The sequence below is a fragment of the Saccharibacillus brassicae genome (assembly GCF_006542275.1).
Lineage (GTDB): Bacteria > Bacillota > Bacilli > Paenibacillales > Paenibacillaceae > Saccharibacillus > Saccharibacillus brassicae.
Genome location: NZ_CP041217.1, coordinates 3,182,302 through 3,198,066, shown reverse-complemented (window position 1 = coordinate 3,198,066; position 15,765 = coordinate 3,182,302). Strand labels below are relative to the sequence as shown.

At 55.3% G+C, this 15,765-nt stretch carries 19 protein-coding genes; all 19 read right to left on the bottom strand.

From position 1 onward, the window contains the following. The 19 genes from FFV09_RS13250 to FFV09_RS13200 all read right to left on the bottom strand — a co-directional run bounded on the left by FFV09_RS13250 (window position 1) and on the right by FFV09_RS13200 (window position 15,750). Window positions 1–1,344 carry a YcaO-like family protein gene (locus FFV09_RS13250; RefSeq protein WP_170315025.1) on the bottom strand — a complete coding sequence of 448 codons (1,344 nt, stop codon included), beginning with the start codon at window positions 1,342–1,344 and terminating at the stop codon, window positions 1–3. Next, entirely contained in the window at window positions 1,341–1,922 is a 582-nt protein-coding gene (locus tag FFV09_RS13245) for a TOMM precursor leader peptide-binding protein (protein WP_141448272.1), read from the bottom strand. Before FFV09_RS13245 ends, FFV09_RS13250 begins: the two co-directional genes overlap by 4 nt. After that, window positions 1,922–2,743 carry a daptide-type RiPP biosynthesis methyltransferase gene (gene mpaM, locus FFV09_RS13240; RefSeq protein ID WP_141448271.1) on the bottom strand — a complete coding sequence of 274 codons (822 nt, stop codon included), beginning with the start codon at window positions 2,741–2,743 and terminating at the stop codon, window positions 1,922–1,924. The genes FFV09_RS13245 and mpaM overlap by 1 nt, the downstream gene beginning before the upstream one ends. Before the next feature lie 43 nt (window positions 2,744–2,786). Further along, window positions 2,787–3,641: an SDR family NAD(P)-dependent oxidoreductase gene (locus FFV09_RS13235; protein ID WP_141448270.1), complete on the bottom strand. Its 855-nt coding sequence runs from the start codon at window positions 3,639–3,641 to the stop codon at window positions 2,787–2,789. Between the two features lie 44 nt (window positions 3,642–3,685). Next, window positions 3,686–4,828, bottom strand: a complete 1,143-nt coding sequence (gene mpaP / locus FFV09_RS13230) for a daptide biosynthesis intramembrane metalloprotease (protein ID WP_141448269.1) — start codon at window positions 4,826–4,828, stop codon at window positions 3,686–3,688. Window positions 4,829–4,955: 127 nt separating this feature from the next. After that, window positions 4,956–5,093: a daptide-type RiPP gene (locus tag FFV09_RS23790; RefSeq protein WP_170315024.1), complete on the bottom strand. Its 138-nt coding sequence runs from the start codon at window positions 5,091–5,093 to the stop codon at window positions 4,956–4,958. 104 nt (window positions 5,094–5,197) lie between these two features. Next, window positions 5,198–5,323 (bottom strand): daptide-type RiPP, encoded by a 126-nt coding sequence (locus tag FFV09_RS24380; protein WP_281288441.1) that lies wholly within the window; start codon window positions 5,321–5,323, stop codon window positions 5,198–5,200. A 52-nt stretch (window positions 5,324–5,375) separates the two neighbouring features. Next, the gene (locus FFV09_RS24375; RefSeq protein ID WP_281288440.1) at window positions 5,376–5,501 is read right to left on the bottom strand and encodes a daptide-type RiPP; all 126 of its coding nucleotides are present in this window, start codon (window positions 5,499–5,501) and stop codon (window positions 5,376–5,378) included. Between the two features lie 66 nt (window positions 5,502–5,567). Continuing rightward, complete coding sequence (locus FFV09_RS23785; RefSeq protein ID WP_170315023.1) at window positions 5,568–5,705, bottom strand: daptide-type RiPP; 138 nt, start codon at window positions 5,703–5,705, stop codon at window positions 5,568–5,570. Between the two features lie 48 nt (window positions 5,706–5,753). Next, window positions 5,754–5,879: a daptide-type RiPP gene (locus FFV09_RS24370; RefSeq protein ID WP_281288441.1), complete on the bottom strand. Its 126-nt coding sequence runs from the start codon at window positions 5,877–5,879 to the stop codon at window positions 5,754–5,756. A gap of 52 nt (window positions 5,880–5,931) precedes the next feature. Next, window positions 5,932–6,057, bottom strand: coding sequence for a daptide-type RiPP (locus tag FFV09_RS24365; RefSeq protein ID WP_281288440.1), 126 nt, complete (start codon window positions 6,055–6,057; stop codon window positions 5,932–5,934). Window positions 6,058–6,123: 66 nt separating this feature from the next. Further along, the gene (locus tag FFV09_RS23780; RefSeq protein WP_170315022.1) at window positions 6,124–6,261 is read right to left on the bottom strand and encodes a daptide-type RiPP; all 138 of its coding nucleotides are present in this window, start codon (window positions 6,259–6,261) and stop codon (window positions 6,124–6,126) included. Between the two features lie 21 nt (window positions 6,262–6,282). After that, window positions 6,283–6,405 (bottom strand): hypothetical protein, encoded by a 123-nt coding sequence (locus FFV09_RS24360; protein WP_281288439.1) that lies wholly within the window; start codon window positions 6,403–6,405, stop codon window positions 6,283–6,285. Between the two features lie 163 nt (window positions 6,406–6,568). Beyond that, complete coding sequence (mpaD, locus tag FFV09_RS13225; RefSeq protein WP_141448268.1) at window positions 6,569–7,888, bottom strand: daptide-type RiPP biosynthesis aminotransferase; 1,320 nt, start codon at window positions 7,886–7,888, stop codon at window positions 6,569–6,571. A 25-nt stretch (window positions 7,889–7,913) separates the two neighbouring features. Further along, complete coding sequence (locus FFV09_RS13220; RefSeq protein ID WP_141448267.1) at window positions 7,914–10,313, bottom strand: hypothetical protein; 2,400 nt, start codon at window positions 10,311–10,313, stop codon at window positions 7,914–7,916. Between the two features lie 642 nt (window positions 10,314–10,955). After that, window positions 10,956–12,254 (bottom strand): ABC transporter permease, encoded by a 1,299-nt coding sequence (locus FFV09_RS13215; protein ID WP_141448266.1) that lies wholly within the window; start codon window positions 12,252–12,254, stop codon window positions 10,956–10,958. Beyond that, window positions 12,251–13,147 carry an ABC transporter ATP-binding protein gene (locus tag FFV09_RS13210; RefSeq protein WP_141448265.1) on the bottom strand — a complete coding sequence of 299 codons (897 nt, stop codon included), beginning with the start codon at window positions 13,145–13,147 and terminating at the stop codon, window positions 12,251–12,253. The genes FFV09_RS13215 and FFV09_RS13210 overlap by 4 nt, the downstream gene beginning before the upstream one ends. Window positions 13,148–13,543: 396 nt before the next feature. Further along, window positions 13,544–15,052 (bottom strand): sensor histidine kinase, encoded by a 1,509-nt coding sequence (locus tag FFV09_RS13205; protein WP_170315021.1) that lies wholly within the window; start codon window positions 15,050–15,052, stop codon window positions 13,544–13,546. A 20-nt stretch (window positions 15,053–15,072) separates the two neighbouring features. After that, window positions 15,073–15,750: a response regulator transcription factor gene (locus tag FFV09_RS13200; RefSeq protein ID WP_141448263.1), complete on the bottom strand. Its 678-nt coding sequence runs from the start codon at window positions 15,748–15,750 to the stop codon at window positions 15,073–15,075. Window positions 15,751–15,765 lie beyond the last annotated feature (15 nt).

Genomic DNA, 15,765 nt, shown 5'->3' with positions numbered 1-15,765 from the left:
TCAGGGAAAAGGGTGCGGCGCCGCATTCAAGTCCGTCGGCGCGATCGGGAACGTGCGGTACCCCATCTCGACCGGAACATCGAAAATGCGGCGGCTTCCGACCAGGCGTTCATGCTCGCTTCGCGGAAGCTGCACGCTTCCGGGTACGATCATTTTGACGACATGCAGCCCGAGCGCTCTCGCGTCTTCGGTCGTAATGTCCGCGCAGATCGCTTCCAGTCCGCGTGCCGCAAGCCGATCAAGCACCTGCTTCAACTGCTCGGCATTGGACATTTTGACGTCGATCGGGTTCGCGGCGAGCTTTCGCGTTTTGGGTGCCCCGCAGGCGAAATCAAGCTCGCGCATCGCATTGGGCTGCTCGTAATAAGGCAGCCGCAGACCGTAATCGACGATCTGATCCGCTTGCAGCTCGGGAAGTCCCGAGGCGTAAATCTGCGCTTTGTTGCCCATATACAGCTGGCTGATCTCCATCAGCGTCTTGGCGGCGGCCTCCTCAAGCGTACTGCGGGCCGCACCGCCGAACGAGACTTTTCCGTCGCGGGTATGCAGCAGGCCGAAGACGGAAGGCACGCCGATATCCGAAGTCGTATCCACCAAATCAAGCCGGAAACGCCGCTTGTCCATCAGCGCTCCGAACGGTTCCAACAGCGCGGAGCCGTTCAAGTCGATACCCGGCATCTGCAAACGGTTATACCACATGATCATGAACGAATCCCGTTCGATGATTTCCAGCAGCCCGCCGAGCATGGCTTGTTCCAAGGTCGAGCCGGCCGCAGAGCCCGTCATAAGACCGAAGCAAATCGCGTCTTCGTTCGGAGCGATCGGCCGGTAAGAGTCCCAGGTCAGCGCAGCCGGAACGTATACGTTCCTTCTTCGGGTCAGGCTGTAAGCCTCGAACCATCCTATACGGCTGTCCTCCGTGAACGGACGGTACGGAAACCCCGACTTGGCGTGCTGCTCTTTCGTGAACAGCGGAAGTTCGCTCGGGTGCAGCGCGTTGGCACCCAACTCCTGCCACGAAGCGAAGATCGTCCGGTCGGGCTGCACGTAAGACGCGCAATAGCGTTCGACCGCTTCCGCAACAGCAGATGTATTTGCTTCTTCCGGCGTGCGTCCCATGCCGCTCGCAAAAAAGTCGATCAACCCTTCCTGGCCCGGAACGAAGCTTTTGGGATTGCCCGGAATGGCCAGACTCAAAAAAAGCTCGGGATCTTCCGCGTCGGAATTCACATTTATCAAGCCTTTCACGATCCCGCCCCGACCGCCTAGCGTTGCGGCCAATGCTTTCGGCACGCCGGCATTCGCTCCGACGGACGAAGATCTGCGAATCAGTTGACGGCTCATGCGAGCACCGCCGCTTCCGTCCACGGCTGCGCGGCCAGCGAAGCCGATCGACGCACGCCGCATACGCTGCAGGTCGGAACGCGATGTACCGCCGACAACTCGCCTTCGATATGGAACGCATCGAATTCCAACAGATGCCCGAGCGTCAACGGCGCGAAGCTGCTTTTGTGCCGGGATGACCACTTCGCAACTTCAAGCGCGACGATGCCGGCAAAAATCTGCCAAGACAATTCGAACCCGGCTCCCGCCTCCGGAAACTCGGGGCTGGACAAAGACGCCATGCGCTGCTTCAAGCATTCCCGGCAAGCGGTAACTCCGGGAATGACCAGCGGACCCAAACTGCCTCCAAGGCGATTGAAACGCACCGGCAGCCAATTGAACCCTTGGCGATGCGCGATCTCGTTCCAGGCCAAAAGTCGTTCCTCGCTGCCGATCGCGATCACCAATTCAGGCACTTCCCGTACTTCGTCTGGGGACTCCGTCCATCGAACCGGCAGTCCGGCGATTTGAAGCATACCGCCGATCTTCTCGGCTTTCGCCCGGTCTTCTTCCGCGTGAAGAATCCAATATTCGCCCATCAGCTCACCTTTCCTTTCTCAAGCACAAGGCAGCGCACAGGGGCCTGATCCGCGGGATAAGTATGCGTCTCGATCAGCTTCAAGGAAGATCGATTCACGCAGTCCAGAATTTGCGCTTCCGGGAAAAAGCTTTTGGACGTGGAGCCGAAGTAACGGCGCGTGCTTCCGCCTTGTACCACTTCCGCGTAAAAGTTCATAACGGCTTTGCGCGAGTCGTGCTCTTCGTGCTCGCCCATCAATACGAATTGCTTATGATCGGGACCGAGATCGATCGTAACGCCGTCCACTTTGCCGTCGCGCATTTCGCGGTTGTGCTCGCTGTTCTCGTAGACATAGTCGAACACGAAACGCCCGCCTTCCTCCAGATGCGCGTATACCGTTTCCAGCATTCTTTCTACCGAAGCCATATCCGGCAGCAGGCTGACGCTTGTGGCCGACAACACGATCAGCGGAAACTTTTCTGCTTGTACGAACGAAGTCATGTCCGCTTGTCCGACTTCGATACGGCCACGAACATTTTCCGGCAGCCTAACGCTTTTCCGGCGGTACAAGGCCAGCATATCCGGCGACAGATCCAAGCCGAGCGTCGAATGTCCGCGCCGGGCCAGTTGGATCAACACGCGTCCGGCACCGCAAGCCAGCTCCAAAATCCGTCCTTGACCGCGAACCCGTTCGGCTTGCTCGGCCAGCAATTCAATGTCGTACTCGGTCCGATCCGTCAACGCTTCGTAGAACTCCGAGTAATAACCTTCATACAAGTCCATATCATGACTGTGCGGCAGGTTCAGGCTGCGCAGCTCTTTGAAAATTCCGAAATACATAATCCTCTCCCCTTTTCTTGTCGGTCTTATCGAAATCCGTCCGTTAGGCGACCGTCCAGCCGCCGTCCACAATCAGATTATGTCCGGTGATCATACCCGCTTGATCCGAAGCCAAAAACAGCACGGCTTCCGCAATATCCGAAGGTACGGCAAGTTTGCGCAGCGGAATTTTCGGCAGGCTCATTCGGCGGAATCTCGGATCTTCCACATGTTCGCGATTGGCTTCGGTAGCGACGAAAGTCGGCGAAACCGCATTGACGCGAATTCCGTACTTGGCCCATTCCAGCGCCAAAGCTTTGGTGAGATGAATCAATCCCGCTTTGCTGGCGCAATACGGCGCGCGATTCTCGTTGGCCACCACGCCGTGTTGGGAAGCAAGCATGACGATCGAGCCGCTTCTTCGTTTCACCATGCTTTTGGCAATCTGTTGGGTCAGGAAAAACGTACCTTTCAAGTTGACGTCCGCGATCAGATCCCATTGCTGCGGCGTAACCTCCAATGCCGGCACGAGCATGTTGACGCCGGCATTGTTAACCAAATAGTCGATCGCCAGTCCGTCCTGCTTGAGCGCGGCTGCGCACTCTGCTATCGATTCGCCGCTGCGAATATCAAGCATCAGGCTTTTGGTTTCTTGTCCGTACGATTTTCCCAACTCTTGAGCCACCGCTTCCAGCCGTTCCATTTCGGTCGGAATTTCGGTCATGACGATCGCCGCTCCTTCTCTGGCGAAGCTTTCAGCTACCTTGGCTCCGATTCCTCTTCCCGCACCTGTTACAAGAACCCTTTTTCCGGCCAGGTTTCTATGGCTTTGAACAAGCTGATCGCCTTTAGCGGATAATAACCGATCCCTTGCATCTTCGGTCGGTTTCGACAGCATTTGTGCCTCATCCCGGTTCATCGCAGTCCCTCCTCACTCGTACTTCTATCGTCCTTTTATCCGACTTAAACGGTTTCTCTAAGCGTTCTCCAGAACTTCATCGCATGCACGGCCAACATGATCAGCAAGATCGATGCCGCGGCGTAGGCGAACATTCCGAGATAAGGCTGCAACCGATCAATCAGCTGATAGATGCCCCAGCCCCAGAAGAGCGGAGTAAAAGCTGCGGCGGCAATGCCGTAAAGCAGCAGTACTCTTTTCTCGAAAGGTCGTTCCGCATTAGCTTTCATGCCGTCTTTCCGCTTCGAACGGGGCAGGATTTTGCTGAACACGGCACGGAATGCTTTTTGCCTCAAATTGACGATGCCGAGCGAATGGCAGAGCATCCAATAACCGTCGAGCTTTACCAGAGGAATCAGATTGAGCAAACTCATCCCCAAGTTGGCGATAGAGTAGTACAGCAACAGAGGCGCTTCGATTCCGGCTTGCAGCAAACCATAGAACGTGATAGCCGATATAGCGGTCATCATCCACTGGCTGTAAATGCCGGCGAACAGAACAGCCAATTTATGACGCTTCTTTTTGAACAAATAGGTCGAGCTGACGTCGCAGAACATGGCAGGCCCGAAATAAAACAGCATCACGCCGGTTTCAGGAACGCTTCCTCCGTACTTTTTGCATACGGCGGCATGGGACATCTCGTGAAAAGCCGTCGTTGCGATCATCATCAGATACAGGATCAACCCTTCTTTGATTCCGATTCCGTTCAGAGAAATACGGTTGACCAAATCGGGATCGGACATCATCATATAGAGCGCTCCGAGCATCAGCAGTCCGTAGGCAGCAACCGCTACCGGATGCAGCAGGATTCGAATGATATAAAGATTTTTTTCCAACCAGCGGTTCGGATTGAAGCGGAAAAGCTTGATCAGCGTCATATCCCGTTTTTTCGCCGGCATTTCTTCGGCTTCCGTTTGAAGAAATCCCCATTCCTCGAACTTTTCCATCAAATACCGCCGCTCTTTTTCCGTTAATTCGCCTTGATAAAGACGCTCTCGTTCGCTGTCTTCCGGATGGCTGATCAGCAGCTTCAGATAATCCGCTTCCCGTCGGCCTACTTTGATGTATTTGTTCAACAATTTATGTTTAATCATAAAAGAATTATTTTCAGTCTCATGAAATTCAACAACTTCTGCTGCTTGAGTCAATGTTCATCACCTTCGTTTCCCAGAATAGATACGTGGTTCGTAAGGAACGGGGCCTTCCGCCTTTGCGGCTGCCGCTTCAGCGGAATAAGCCCCCTATGTCCCGATCATGTCATGCCAAGCTTATTTTTCAAGTAAAAGCAACCAGTGCCGCTCCTGCCGCAACTACGCCTACGCCTGTCGCTACCCCTGTAATGAAGTCCTGGGCGTTACCCGGTGCTTCCACGTTTTCCAACAGTTCCAGATCCACCGCTTGCTGTTCGTTCATTTTTATATTCCTCCTAGAATTGGGTTTGATTTTCAGGATTTGAAGTTACCAGTTTTCAGATTCAGAGTACTTCTGCTGCGCTTTGCGTTTAGCAAAAATACTCTTTACGTAAAAGCGATCAGACCGCCGCCCACGATGACGCCTACAACTACTCCGCCGATAAACGCTCCGTCTCCCGGTGCCGCTACTTCTTCCAGTTCTTCCAGTTGTACATTCAGCATGTTTTCCATAATTAATCGCTCCTCGATTTTAGTTTTGGTTTTGATTCAGTTTTTGCTTAGCTTACGTCAATGCGACGATTACGCCGCCCACCGCTACGCCTGCCGCGAATCCTGTAGCAATCTCTGCCCAACCCGGCGTGTCCATCATTTCCAGTTCCTCAACATTCAGATTGTTTGCTTGTTCCATGTTCAATCGCTCCTTTTTTCGTATGGATTTATTGGGTGATTCGGTATTTGGTTGTTCAAAATTCGCTTACGTGAAGGCAACCAATGCGGCACCGGCTGCGACTACGCCGACTCCGGCTGCTACGCCTGTTACGAAATCTCTCGCATTGCCCGGCGCTTCCACGTTTTCCAGCAGTTCCAGATCCAGTGCTTGTTGTTCGTTCATTTTCATATTCCTCCTAATGGGTTTGGTTTTGGGATTTTGAAAAAGATTTTACGTGAAAGCGATCAGACCGCCGCCGACAATAACACCGACAACTACTCCGCCGATAAACGCTCCGTCTCCCGGTGCCGCTACTTCTTCCAGTTCTTCCAGTTGTACATTCAGCATGTTTTCCATGATTAATCGCTCCTCGATTTTAGTTTTGGTTTTGATTCGGTTTTTGCTTAGCTTACGTCAATGCGACGATTACGCCGCCCACCGCTACGCCTGCCGCGAATCCTGTAGCAATCTCTGCCCAACCCGGCGTGTCCATCATTTCCAGTTCCTCAACATTCAGATTGTTTGCTTGTTCCATGTTCAATCGCTCCTTTTTTCGTATGGATTTATTGGGTGATTCGGTATTTGGTTGTTCAAAATTCGCTTACGTGAAGGCAACCAATGCGGCACCGGCTGCGACTACGCCGACTCCGGCTGCTACGCCTGTTACGAAATCTCTCGCATTGCCCGGCGCTTCCACGTTTTCCAACAGTTCCAGATCCAGTGCTTGCAGTTCTTTCATTTTCACATTCCTCCTCGAATATTAGGTAAGGGAGATCAATCCGCCGACAACCACGCCTATGATCGGTCCGCCTATGTACATGCCGCCTGTCGGCGCCGTGACAGCTTCCAGCTCTTCGGCTTCTACGCTCCAAGCTTTTTCCATATTTCTCACCTCCTTCACAAAGTAAACTCTTTTAAGGCTCTTGGATATCCGGAAAGGGATTAGAACAATACCGTTGCGTTAAGCGGCTCATCGCCGGGATATTCGCCGCCAAAAAGCGTCGTTTCTTTCAAAGGATCAAACGAATAGCCACGCTGCATACTTCTCACCTGCCTCCCAGCGTTTTTTTGATAATAGCGACGATCTTCGATACTTCCTGAGCGGAAATGACGAATGGAGGATAGAGATGGAATCCTGTTGTGACGCCCGGCGTGTAGAACGGATACACGATTAATCCCCGCTGCTTCAGCCGGTTGACCAGGGCGGAAAGACGCTCGGCCTCCATGCAAACGCCGCCCACCAGATCATCTTGCAGTGCAACCCCTGTCATCAAGCCTTTGCCGCGTGTTTCCAAAAAGACCGGGCAATCCGCAAGCTCTTCGTTCAAAAGTTCGCGCAGCAATTCTCCCATCTCGGAAACATGCTCCAGCATGCCCGGTTGGTTTAAGGCTTCGATCGTCGCCAATCCAGCTGAGCAGGCAATAGGATTGCCATTTTGTGTGGACAAATGCTCAATATGCAGATTGGCAACCGCGAATTCACGGTAGATCGCTTCACTGAACAGAACTGCTCCAAGCGGCAAATATCCGCTGTTAATGCCTTTGGATAAACAAAGGATATCCGGTACGGCACCGCTGTATTCGAATGCGAACATTCGGCCTGTTCTGCCCATTCCCGTGGCTACTTCGTCAAAAGCAAGGAGTGCGCCATGCAAGTCGCACAGTTCCCGAATTTTTCGCAAAAACGAATCCGGCAGAGGAATTGTTCCGCCCGAGCCGATAATCGGCTCAACAATCATTCCGGCAATACGGTCTCCTTCACGTTCAAACAACTCTTCAATCGCACGCAGTTCTTCGTCTTCGCTGCCTCGTCCCAGGCTGCTAAGCGGCGTATCGTGGAACAGGAAGCCCGGTACTTTCGGACCGTAGCCCTGGGAAATCTCCCTATCGATCCCGCTTGCGCTCATCGCTCCGTAATATGTGCCGTGGTAGGAAATGCTCAGCGCCACGATATTCTGCTTTTGCTCCAGACCACGCAGGCTCTGGTATTTGCGTATCAGCTTGATCGCCAACTCGGCCGATTCCGAACCGGTGCAGGTGTAAATCGCCCGGGACAGACGCTCCGGCGTCAGTGCCAACAGCTCTTGCGCGAATTTGACCGTGGTCGGATTGGTCTGATCGACCAGGTTCACGAACGGAATCCGGTCGAGTTGTTCGATGATCGCCTGCCGAATGCCGGAATGTCCGTACCCGAGCGATACATTCCATAGGCCGCTGATTCCGTCAATATAAGGCTTTCCGTTCTCGTCCCGAACATAGATGCCCGATCCTTCAAGCAGAGAAGTGAACGATTCGCCCAGCTGAACGTTTTTTAGCGGGTGGATCAGCGGATAGACCGCCCTTTGCACATTTTGCATCGTAGACATAACCGATTCTCCTTTATCTTTTGCTTTAAGAAGCTCTGCGCGAAGCGGACAAGATGCCCATTTCGTCCAGCTTGAGACCAACCTGACGCGCTGCCGTTTCGGCTTGTGCTTCGTCGGCCTTGAATACTTCGGAAATCGCTCGTCTGAGCGACATTTCGGACAATCCTTTGATCCCCGCTTCTAGCACCAAAGCCATCAGAGGACTCAGTTTCAGCAGTTTCCCTCCATTTGCCTGGTAAAGCAGCGGTTGACCGCCGACGAACAGAACAAACAGATGATCCGGTACCCATGCGTCGCCTTCGCTTGCATAGGACGCGGGCAGCACATGCGTGCAGGTTCGCAGGGATACTCCGATTTCGCGGATATCAATATCACGGAATACCGCCGTATATTGACGCAGTCCTTTAAGCAGTTGCGCGACCTGCATATAACGGTGCAGCAGTACATGACGCTTGCGAAGATCACAGTATTGGTCTCGGGTCATATACCCCGGCAAAAACGTGCATTTGGAGCAGGTATCGCGGATTTCACAGCCGTCGCAGCCGCGCAGCAGTTGTTCGCGAGTGGAAATTGCTGCCGCTTCGCGCTGCAGCGCGTCATAAGAATCTCCGATTCGGCCGATGGCGGAGCACCCTCCGCAGCCGGAAACTTCACCGTCGGCTTCCGTGTACAGGCGCGGAAGCTGCTTGATCGGGCATTGTCCGGCAGCTGACCATCGACAACTGTCCGCGACATACCCTTGTACCTGATAGCCTCGAACGAATCGGCCTTCTCGTTCGAAAGCTTCTACGTCTTCCATGAAAGCATCCAGATCGGCGGGTTGGGCAAGCTGCAAAATCTCCAAACCTCGTCCGTTCGCATTCTCCTTATCGGCCGGCTCGGAAGCTTCCCGATAATTCCTCAGTCCGATCTCAACCGGAGATCCGAAATCAAATTCGCTCATCTCCAAACGCGTCATTCCGTCAGCGGCATTTCGAATCTCCGCATGGACGTGAGGCACATACTGCCGCTGCTGTTCTAACTCATGATCGATAGGCCTGTACCATTCTCGGGTTTGCTTCACGACTCCCTCAATATCGATATATTTTTCTCCCTTTTCCGATTTGCAAACTGAGTTTTCGTTTAAAATGAAGGCGCTGTTGATTCCCATCAGCTGATCCGGCTCCAATCTCGCAAGACCTGCTACATGCTCTTCGGACACCGCGATGTGCTTCACTCCGCTTCCGAGTACTTGCGGCGGATACTGACCCGTTTTGAATGCGAGATAACCGTTCAGCAAGGCCGGATCGCTGCCGCCTGTACAAACCGATAAAAGCTCTGCCGTTTCAGCGTCAAGCTTCGTTTTTTCCGGACCGTTCACGCGAATGGTCAAGTCTCCCTGCCCGATCAAACCGGCATTCAGCCAATCCCGGAGCGCAGGCGCTGTTTCTTGTCCGGATAAGACGCTTTTTTCGTCGAGTTTGATTCGAAGCCTTACATTGGCCCTGCATGTTTTCCAATGTGTCAGTCGATTTCTTGTCTCGGGTGAACGGAAAGCATCGGAATCCGTCACTATGAGTTCAAGCACTGCGATATTCAAGGCTGCCAAACGTTCAGGTTCGATCCAACCCAACTGCTCGGAACTCAAAGCAATCTCGAACCCCGAATCGGTCGCATACTCCCGCAAAACGTCAAGCCCTTGAAGAAGTCGTTGCGGCGATTGTTCAAGCTCAAAGCCTTCTACGACTATCGGCGAGCCGTCTCCGCGATTCGCTTCTTGCTGAAGCTCCCGGGCGAATCGGCTTGCGGAATACCGTCGAAGTCCTTTGCTTTTCGAAATTTCGCCTTGAAGGTCGGCCCAACGAACCGTACATCCTGGACCTTTGGCTGCTTCCGGCGAGCTTAAGCGATCCAGCAGATACAGGTCTTCTTCGATTTCGGCTTCCGTATACGAAAAGGCTTCTTGGTGCATTTCTTCGATATAAACCTCGCCGGCAAGCTTCAAATCCGATTCGCTTCGCCAGCTTTCTTTGTCCGACTCGGACAGTCTCCACAGGAGGCTTTCGGGTCCTGCCATAATGAAAGCATCCGCGCCTGCATCTGCCGGATCCATATCCCGAAGCTTTCCGACCCATTCTCCAAACCAGATGATTCGGATGTCGGGGTCCAATCGCTTCAGCGTTCTGCATAGCCCCCGGCAAAGCGAGTAGGTCTGCGGTTCGACTTCGAGTGCGACAATGGCGCTTCCGAACGATTCGATCTCTTCGGCGCAATCCTGAAGTGTCCCCAAGCTGGCTTCGATGTACTGCGCAGCGTTGCCGCCACGGCTTTTGAAATGGGCTCTTATGTATCGACAGTTCAAGCTGTCGCCGGCTGTGTACAGTCTAGAAGACTGAGCTTTAAAATGAATGAGCGTAATGCCATCTCCGTAAGTGAAACCGTACAACTGCTTCGCCTCCTTAACCATCGGCTTTGATTCGTCCTCACCGGAGCGCTGCGACTTGCTCGGCGGCGTTCTTTTTCGGTGCGGCGTGTCTGTGTTCCTTTTGCTTGATTTCATCATAAACCCGTTTCAAAAGGATTTCACCGAAAAGAATGTAAGGTTTTCCCACAAACGCATTGCGCTGACTTGAGCCTGTCTTTGCGGTCTTTGCGCGGCTCCGCAAGTTTGATGTAGCGTTCGGAATCGCGGTCGGAGCGAAGAGACGAACCACACCTCCATGCGGGATACGGATAGAAGTTCAAAACAAAAAGACGACCGTATATGCGGTCGTCTTCAAACTGTCGGTAAGTCTAGTTCATGCTTGCGCCATGCGGCACTCTTCCCACGCAATCAACGCCCCCGTAAGAAGGCGGACGCTGTCCAGGGCACGAACCGACTGCACGTACTCGCGAGCGGCCTTTTCCGTTCTTTCTATGAAAGCACGGGCTTTGAGCCGCAGCGGCGACGGTAGCAGCCAGCGCGCCGACAGCCGCTCCGATACACAACGGAAACACTTTTCTGAACATAAGCCGCACTCTTTTCCTCCTATATAAAGGGACTTGCAATTCTTCAACCTCATTCCCCTTGCTGCATCGTTGCTGTTCATTAAACCGCGTGTTTGGCTTGGCCTTCGGATGTCGCGATCTTGGCTCGGGAAGCTTTGTTTCCTGCGGAGCCGAGCATTTTAAACATCATGCCCATGGAAGGCTTCTGTCCGTAGAGCAGCACGCCGTTACGGTAAACTTTGCCCGACAGCCAACCGACCAACAGCGTCGATACGACCAGGATCACCATCGGAAACACGATTTCCAGCAAAGCCGGTTCTCCTGCGCCTACGCGGGTTATCAGAACCATCGGCGTCAAGAACGGAATATAGGAAGAAACGACAGCTAATGTTCCGTTGGGGTTCGCCAATATCATCAAGGAGACGATAAAGCACGCCATAAGCAGCATCGACACCGGCAGCATCGCCTGATTCAACTCTTCGCTCCGGCTGACCATCGAACCTGCCGCCGCAAACAACGTCGCATAGAAGAAGTAGCCGAGGATGAATAGTGCAGCCGCAACAACCAGAGTTTGGCCGCCCAGAATCGATAGATCGATAGACAAGTTGCCGATCGACAGCGCTTCTCCCGTTCCGCCGAAACTCATCAACAGCACGCCGAAGCCCGCGATAATGGCAAACTGGAGAATTCCCGCTGCGCCGACGCCGAATACCTTGCCTGCCAGCAGTTGACCGGGTCTGACTTTCGTAATGAGAATTTCTTGAATGCGCGAGCCTTTTTCGACCGAGACCGAAGTGGCAACGTTGCCCGCGAACAGATAGATCATGAAGAACATCAGGGTAAGCAGCGCATAGACCGGCATATAAGTCTGTGTGAACGACTTGCCTCCGGCGTTCAACTCGTTCAGTTCCAAGGAAGGCCGGGCCGTAACCGAAGCCGCCTGTTCCGCAGAAAGTCCGAGCTCTTCGACGCTTTCTTTCACGTTCAACCGCTCCACGTAAGCCGATAGATTCGGCGCGAACGCAACATCTTCCTGACGGTTCACCGACAACGTGATTTGCGGAGCCGCTGACGCTTCGGCAGCCGGCGCAATCGCGACGATCGCGGACAGTTCTTCATTTTGCAACAATTTCGCTTGTTCGGCCTGTTCGCTCTCCGGCACCATCTTCCATTCATACAACGGAGATACGGAAGTTCCCAGTCCCTCCGCATCGATCGGCAGCGAGGTGGTATTGACGACCGCAACCGTTCCTTGCGTCGATGTTCCTCCGCCCGTGAGTCTCGGAATAAGCACGATCGCCGCGATCAGCGCGACAAGCAGCACCGTCATCCACAAAAACGATTTGGAACGAATCCGTTCCTTGAACGAATAGCCGAATACGATTCCGAATGATCTCATACCGCTTCCCCTACCTTTTCAATAAAGATTTCATGCAGCGACGGTTCCTTCAGTTCGAACTTGAGCATCGGCACGCCCGCCTGCCCGAGTTCGCGCATCAGTTCGTGTGCCTGCGCTTCATTGTTCACCTTGAGCGTCCATTCCTGCGCATCCCGGCGAATGTCCGTCAGGCCGCGCGTTTCCAAAAACGGCATCAGATCCGCTTCGCTTCGCAGAATCAGATTGCTGCGTCCGTAAGAGCGCTTGATCTCCGCAAGCTTGCCCCCGATCTGCATGCGGCCTTTTTTCATAATCGCGATATTCTCGCAGAACTGTTCGACCTGCATCATCTGATGGCTGGAGAAGACCAGCGCTTTGCCCGCCGCGATCTGCTCTTTGACCACCGAGGCCAGCATGTCCGAATTCACCGGATCGAGTCCGCTGAACGGTTCGTCCAGAATAACCAGCTCGGGATCGTGAATGAGCGCCGAGATGATCTGGACTTTCTGCTGATTGCCTTTGGACAGCTGTTCGACCCGCTTGTGCTCATGTTCGCCGATGCCGAGACGCTCCAGCCAGCTTCTCAGCGCTTTGTGCGCCGCCTGCTTCTTCATTCCTTCCAGGCGGGCCAGGTAGACAAGCTGTTCGCTGACCGTTTCCTTCGGATACAGCCCGCGTTCTTCCGGCAGGTAGCCGACGCTCGGGCGGTTCGCCAGAAACGGCCTGCCGTTCCAGAGCACTTCGCCTTCTTCGTGCGCCAGCAGTCCCAGCACCGAACGGATCGTCGTCGTCTTGCCCGCGCCGTTGCCTCCCAGCAGCCCGAACGCTTCGCCGGCTCGCACCGTCAGCGAAACGTCGTCTACCACGACCTTGTCCCCGTACCGTTTGCCCAAATGTTTGATCGAAAGTGTCATCTTGATCGCTCCCTTCATTCTGTTCGATAGATTCGATAAGTTTCGCCGCTGATTCGTTTCGCGCTGCGGCGGCGGGGTGTGTATGTACAGTGATTACTGTATATGTCTATATGCACACTATATTACGGAGGCGTTCCTGCTGTCAAATCTTTTTGCGAAAAAAGAACAAGCCCGCCAGAGAAACGGCAGGTTTGTCAAGCGGCACAAACCGCGCCGCATCAACGTTCTTGCGGACAGTAGACGTCGCAAAAAAACGCTTGGGCGCCGTTATCGAACCGGGCGCGCCAAGCGCTTGGAGGTGTGTATATAGAGGCGAAACACTGTGTATAGGGAAGACACAGCCTGCGCCTGCAAAAAAGTGGTCCGCTCTGCTCCGCCATCCGGATCTGCGCTCCGTCAGCCGTCGCTCCGGGCCGAATCGCCCGCCGCGCCGGGCGGCCAAATCGCGATCACCGTGCCGCCTGCGCCGCTCTCGATGCTCCAGTCCATCCCCATCTCGCGGATCATCAGCTCCACGATCGACAAGCCGATCCCCGCTCCTTCGGCGGGGTTGCGGCGCGGCGGCGCTTCCGATTCAAGCGGCCGGCTGATCTCGGCCGAGGCTTCGCTCCCCGCGCCCGCCGGCCCCGGCAGCCCCGGGCCTTTGTCGCGCACCAGCAGCGGGCGCCGCCCGCCTTGGCCTTCCGCGCCGAGCGCCAAGCCGACATAGCGCCCTTCCTTCGCATGGCGCACCGCGTTCTGGAACAGGTTATCCAGAATGCGGACAAACCATTCCCGGTCGACGCGCCAGACCAGCGCTTCGTCCGGCAGGTCGGCATCGACTTCCATGCCTTCCTTCTCGAACACCGGATACCACTGCGCGGCGGCCGTGCGCACGATACGCAGCACGTCCGCGTCTTCCATCCGCATCGGATAGCGCCCGGCGGCGATCAGCGTGTACGACAGCAGATTGTCGATCAATCCGCCGAGATCGTCCAGCTTGCGCTCCATCAGCGCCAGCGATTCGCGCCCGCGTTCGCCGAGCGGCTCGGCTTCGAGCGAATACGCATGGCTGCGAATGACGGTCAGCGGAGTACGCAGATCGTGAGACAGGTTGGCGATCAGCTTCTTGCGCAGTTCTTCTTCTTCGCGTTCGCGTTCGCGGCCCGCCCGCAGCTTGGACACCATCTCGTCGAACGTGCCGCCGAGCGCCGCGATCTCGTCATGCTGGGGATCGGGGCCGATCGGGATCGGCATGCCGTCGCCGTCGTAGGACGTCATCGCGGCCTGCAGCCGGACGAGCCGCCTGCGAATCCGGTAGAAGAACGTCCAGGACAGCACCGCGAACAGCACGAGCAGCAGCACGAACAGCGAGATCGCCACGATCTGCGGCAGCCGGGCGTTCTGGTCGGGCACGGACGAAGCCGTCCACTCCCGGGAGACACGGGCGGCCAGTATGCCTTGCCGTGCGTCGCTCAGGCCGTCTTCCTGCTCCCCAACAAAAGCGACCACGGTAAAATCGGGCGCGTTAACGCCCGTCGAACGCTTCATGAACTCGGCTGTCCAGCCGGGCGTCCACACTTCGGGAATGTCCGGCTGCGGCGGATCGGTCACAATCGTCCGGCCTTGCCCGTCCGTCGCGACGACCGACACGAGCGGATTGGCGGCGCGGAATTTGCGCATCGCTTCGACGATCTCGGCGGCGCCGGCTCCGTCCAGCCCGGCGGCCAGTTCGTGCCAATCGCTCTCCAGAGCCCAGGTCGATACGTTTTTCTTGGGATCGATCTCCGCCGCGCGGGGCTGCCAGATCAGATACGTGTAGCCGAGATAGAGCAGCGTGACGAAGATGAGAATGATCGGCAGCAAAAAAACGGCGAACCCGATCAGCATCAGGTAGCGGGCCATCAGCGAGTCGCGGAATTTCATGCCCGATTGGTGGCGCCTTTTCATCCTCTCACCCGGTAACCGATGCCCCGGACCGTCTCGACGATCGCCGGACTGCCGGGATCGATTTCGATTTTCTCGCGCAAATACCGGATATGGACCATCAGCGTCTTGTCTCCGTCGAGATACGGTTCGCCCCATACCGCTTCGTAGATCTGTTCCTTCGTCAGAATCTGGCCGAGATGGCGCAGGAAATACATGAAGATATGAAACTGCTTGCCGGTCAGCGCGATCTCTTCACCGCTCTGCGCGTCGACGATCCGGCTCTCGCGTTCGTATACGAGCAGATGCCCGATCGCTCTCGCTTCCGGCTCGGCCGGCGCGCTGCGGCGCAGCATCACTTCGATGCGGGCGGCCAATTCGTCCGGATGAAACGGCTTGGTCAGATAATCGTCGGCAAAACGCAGCGCCTCAAGTTTGTCGTCGATCGACGTCCGCGCCGACAGCATCATGACCGGCAGCGACGGATGATCGCGCTTGAGCCGCTGGCCGACCGTGAATCCGTCCAGGCCGGGCAGCATGATGTCCAGCACCGCCGCGTCGCAGTCTCCCGCGGCGGCGGACGCCCCGTCCCCGCTTTCGAGCCAGACGACGCCGTAGCCCCGTTCTTCCAGATTGCGCACGACCCACTCGCCGATCTGCCGTTCGTCTTCGATATACAGCACCGTTTTTTTGGTCACTTCTCAAGTCCTCCC

Bases quoted from the DNA above. Each gene is read 5' to 3' on its own strand.
- FFV09_RS13250 (WP_170315025.1), bottom strand. From the start codon at position 1,344: ATGAGCCGTCAACTGATTCGCAGATCTTCGTCCGTCGGAGCGAATGCC.
- FFV09_RS13245 (WP_141448272.1), bottom strand. From the start codon at position 1,922: ATGGGCGAATATTGGATTCTTCACGCGGAAGAAGACCGGGCGAAAGCC.
- mpaM (WP_141448271.1), bottom strand. From the start codon at position 2,743: ATGTATTTCGGAATTTTCAAAGAGCTGCGCAGCCTGAACCTGCCGCAC.
- FFV09_RS13235 (WP_141448270.1), bottom strand. From the start codon at position 3,641: ATGAACCGGGATGAGGCACAAATGCTGTCGAAACCGACCGAAGATGCA.
- FFV09_RS23790 (WP_170315024.1), bottom strand. From the start codon at position 5,093: ATGAACGAACAGCAAGCGGTGGATCTGGAACTGTTGGAAAACGTGGAA.
- FFV09_RS24380 (WP_281288441.1), bottom strand. From the start codon at position 5,323: ATGGAAAACATGCTGAATGTACAACTGGAAGAACTGGAAGAAGTAGCG.
- FFV09_RS24375 (WP_281288440.1), bottom strand. From the start codon at position 5,501: ATGGAACAAGCAAACAATCTGAATGTTGAGGAACTGGAAATGATGGAC.
- FFV09_RS23785 (WP_170315023.1), bottom strand. From the start codon at position 5,705: ATGAACGAACAACAAGCACTGGATCTGGAACTGCTGGAAAACGTGGAA.
- FFV09_RS24370 (WP_281288441.1), bottom strand. From the start codon at position 5,879: ATGGAAAACATGCTGAATGTACAACTGGAAGAACTGGAAGAAGTAGCG.
- FFV09_RS24365 (WP_281288440.1), bottom strand. From the start codon at position 6,057: ATGGAACAAGCAAACAATCTGAATGTTGAGGAACTGGAAATGATGGAC.
- FFV09_RS23780 (WP_170315022.1), bottom strand. From the start codon at position 6,261: ATGAAAGAACTGCAAGCACTGGATCTGGAACTGTTGGAAAACGTGGAA.
- FFV09_RS24360 (WP_281288439.1), bottom strand. From the start codon at position 6,405: ATGGAAAAAGCTTGGAGCGTAGAAGCCGAAGAGCTGGAAGCTGTCACG.
- mpaD (WP_141448268.1), bottom strand. From the start codon at position 7,888: ATGTCTACGATGCAAAATGTGCAAAGGGCGGTCTATCCGCTGATCCAC.
- FFV09_RS13215 (WP_141448266.1), bottom strand. From the start codon at position 12,254: ATGAGATCATTCGGAATCGTATTCGGCTATTCGTTCAAGGAACGGATT.
- FFV09_RS13210 (WP_141448265.1), bottom strand. From the start codon at position 13,147: ATGACACTTTCGATCAAACATTTGGGCAAACGGTACGGGGACAAGGTC.
- FFV09_RS13205 (WP_170315021.1), bottom strand. From the start codon at position 15,052: ATGAAATTCCGCGACTCGCTGATGGCCCGCTACCTGATGCTGATCGGG.